The sequence below is a fragment of the Lacinutrix chionoecetis genome, assembly GCF_053604665.1.
Map to the genome: position 1 here is coordinate 1 of NZ_JBSHNQ010000057.1, position 4,174 is coordinate 4,174.

The window sequence follows — 4,174 nt, forward strand, 5'->3', positions numbered from 1 at the left end:
TAACTATCAATTATTAAGGTTAGAACTGTCTATGTCAGACACCTCAAGTCGTACTATGGTTTTAGGCTTTGATGATGCTTTTACAGACAATGGCAGAGAATACGGTTTCGATGGTGGTTATATTACCACGCCATTAAGTAACGACTTAGGAAGTTTGTTAAACGGAGACCAATATGTTATTCAAGCCTTAGCCCCTATTACAGACGATAAAGTGGTAGACTTAACTTTTACAGCAACTGGTACAGAAACCTATACTATTAAAAGCGTGGAAATAGCTAATATAGACCCGAATCAGGATCTCTATTTAAGAGATAACCTACTTAATTTGTATTTCGATTTAAGGAATGAGCAGGGTTATAGCTTTACATCGGCTGCCGGGACGTTTAACGATCGTTTTGATGTGGTGTTTAGCCCAAACCAGGCTTTAAGCACAGAGGAGTTTAATTCCGCAGATAACACTGTTATTTTTTACAATAACAGTCAGGAAACATTAGTTGTAAAGGGCTTAAAAAGCGATGCCAAGCAAGTAACACTCTATAATACTTTAGGGCAATCCATTTTTACTAAACAGAATATAAAATCTGATGCTTTAGATAATGGAATCTCAATTTCCAACTTAAGTACTGGATTGTATATTGTGAGTGTTAAAACCATGGATAATCAATCTATTGATAAAAAGATTATTATAGATTAACACATAAACGGTAAAAAAGAGTTTTAATCTAATTTATAAATCAAAATAATAAATTTTAAAGCTTTTAATCGTTAAAAAACACATTTTAAGTCAGTTATATTTTTATTTTCGTATAATATTTACTACTTTTGTAGATGCTATTTAATTAATTGACCCCAATCAATTACCTACTTATGAAAATAAAACTACTATTGGTGCTAACCATTGCACTTTCGTGTCTCCTATCTTATGCACAAAATACAGATGGTGATAGTTATGCTAACTATCTTGATTTAGACGACGACAACGATGGAATTCAAGACCGTTATGAATCTTCAGATTATGTATTAAGCAAATTCCGATGGACATTAAACTTTCCTGCAGGAAACCTAACCATGGATGAGGTTTATAATACAAAAATAACAGATTGGGCATTGTCTTCAACTTCTATTTTAACTTTTAATAGCAGTATTTTTAGTGTTCAAAATAACGAAATTGAGATTTCATCTACACCTTCTAATACATTTGCCGAAGCTTTAAGCAATGGAGATTATATTGAAATGAGTTTCGTAACAAGTACTGAATTGTCAGATATTACATTAAGAAATGTAAGTTCTGGCTGGTATATTCCAAGTAGTGGCGATTCCTTTTACACAGCAACACAATTTTCTGAGACTTCAACTGGAACATGGACGACACTGTCTTCAGATGTATTTCATACAGACGACGGAACTTCGTACGCAAATTTTGATAACATGACTGTACCTAACATCAAGTTAAAATCAAATACCAGCTACACAGTTCGGTTCTATATATATGGTCAGGTAAACGATACATCTTCAACATTTTCTAACATAGACGATTTTACTTTTTTTATAGACGCCAGCAGAGTTCAAGATACAGACAACGATGGCACTCCAGATCATTTAGATTTAGATAGTGATAATGATGGCTGCCCAGATGCTTTAGAAGGAGATGCCCCAAATTCTCAAATTGGCTACTCAAATTTAGATACCAATTCTCAAATAAGTGGCGGCGTAGATAGCAGGGGAAGACCTGTTATTGCTTATGGCGGACAAGCCATTGGCACAAGTATCGACGCATCTTTACAGGCCACAGAGTGCGACCCATGCGATCCGGATAATCCAGAATATATTGATACAGATGGTGATGGTTATGCCGATGCGTGCGATTTAGATGATGATAATGATGGGATTTTAGATGAAGACGAATGTTCTACGACTTTTAAATTAAAAAATGGAACACCTGTTCTGTCATCAACTGACGTTAATGATTTACAAGTGGGCGATATTATTCTTTTTCCCGATGCAATTAAACAATGTACCCAATCTTTTGATGCTCTTATTACTATAGAAGAGAAAATGCCAGGATTAATAATTGAGTTAAGAAGCACATTTCTCTCTTTAAATAATGTAATTGCTAATAACGACGATTATGTAAGATATGCTATTACGGCTATTGAAACAGGATCAGCTACGACTACAAATCCCAATGGTATTACAGCTACTGTAAACAATTTTACTTTAAAAATATCTGATTTAGACTCAGATTTAGGTCAAGATTATACAGAAGTAGCAGGATTTAACAACGCATCCTCTCCAACCAATGTCTACTTAGATACAAATACCAGATTAGAACAAAATGGGTTTTTAGGAGGAGACCCTGCCGGATATACATTGTATAGATTAAACCCTGCTAGTGATGGCGATGTTAATGACTGGACAGATGAAATTAATACCAACAAAAATAATGGAATCTACAATCCTCAAATAGATTTAAAATCAACCATTTTTATAGAATATAATACCTTTTCTACTGTATCCATCCTATTTGGTGTTACAGGAACACATAACAATCCTAAAAATAGAGGTATAACCCACTCTGGATATAAATATTGTGATACAGACAATGATGGTATTGAAAACTCTAAAGATTTAGATAGCGATAATGATGGTATTCCAGACAACATAGAAGCGCAATCAACAATAGGGTATATACTGCCAAGTGGCGTTGTGAATTCTAAAGGTGTAGATACAAATTATTCATCTGGTTTAATTTTAGAAGATACAGATGGTGATACCATTTGCGATTGTTTAGATCAAAATTCTGATAATGACGATTTTCCAGATATTGAAGAAAACGGAATGGCAGATACGTTTACTTTAGTGGACGCCGATAATGACGGACTGTTAGATATTTTTGAAACAACAAATAATAATGACGCTCTTTGGGATGTAAATGAGGATATAGAAGACCCTACAGATTTATCAATCTTACCAGATACAGATTCAGATATAATTCATGGAGGTGATTTAGATTACAGAGACAATATTGATGTATATCATCCGTCTGCTAGTATCGATTTTGACGGTGTTGACGATTACCTCAGCGCTGGAGAAGTGTTGGATTTATCAACCTCAGATTTCACTATGTCGGCCTGGATAAAATTAGATACTAATATCGGTAACTTTGCTATTATGGGAAGAATGGCTACAAATCAATTTCCTAATTCTCAAACACGAGGCGTCTCCTTAGAGGCTCAGTTTGGTACAACTACAAGTCCTTCAAAATTATATTTTATAGCTAAAAATGGTTTTTCCTCAAAGGTAGTTAGCACTTCTGACCGAATTATTAGAAAAAATCAATGGTACCACGTGGCTACCACTTACGATGGAAATAATGTGAGATTGTTTATTAATGGTGAAGCTGTGTCCACAAATAACAATGCCGTCCCAAGAGCAATTTTACCAGATTTAACTGGTTTAGATTTTACAATTGGAAGCACTTTTACAGCAGACCAAACAAGCACCAGAAATCATTTCGACGGAGCAATAGACGAAATTCGTGTTTTTAATTCCGTTTTAACTGATGATCAAATTCAAAGAATGGTGTATCAGGAAATTTACAATAATTCAGGAAATGTTCATGGCGCTATTATCCCTAAAGATGTAGTAGATATTGCCAGTGGCACACCAGTGTTGTGGTCAAGTTTAGAAGCTTATTATCCTATGACAAATATAGTTTCCAACAGAACAACAGATTATTCATCTAATAACAACCACGCTACTTTACATAACATAACTACCATTCAGGCACAAACAGCACCGCTACCATACGAGACAGTAAACAATGGCGCTTGGACAGAAGAATCCACGTGGCTACATGGCAATGTATGGGACATCACAGATGTTACATCTAACAAACCGTGGAGCATAGTACATATAAAAGATAATATTACAAGCTCTAATTCTCACAATCAAATAGGGATGTTTATTGATAATAATAAAAGCTTTACAGTAAGTGGGGAAAACCAGATAAACAACAGCTGGTATTTAGAACTAAACGGAACCTTAGATTTACAAGATGATTCTCAATTAGTACAAGGCATACACAGCGATTTGCTTACTTCCGCTAATGGTAGAGTATTAAGACGTCAAGAAGGCACAAGCAATGTTTACAGATATAACTACTGGTCATCGC

2 protein-coding genes are annotated in these 4,174 nt (G+C 34.8%); both read left to right on the plus strand.

Going from position 1 to position 4,174, the window contains the following annotated elements; genetic code table 11:
- Positions 1–694, plus strand: a 694-nt coding sequence (locus tag ACVC43_RS01355) for a T9SS type A sorting domain-containing protein (protein ID WP_452222781.1), incomplete at its 5' end; no start/stop codon positions are given.
- A 173-nt stretch (positions 695–867) separates the two neighbouring features.
- The coding region (locus tag ACVC43_RS01360; protein WP_452222782.1) for a LamG domain-containing protein at positions 868–4,174 on the plus strand (3,307 nt) is incomplete at its 3' end.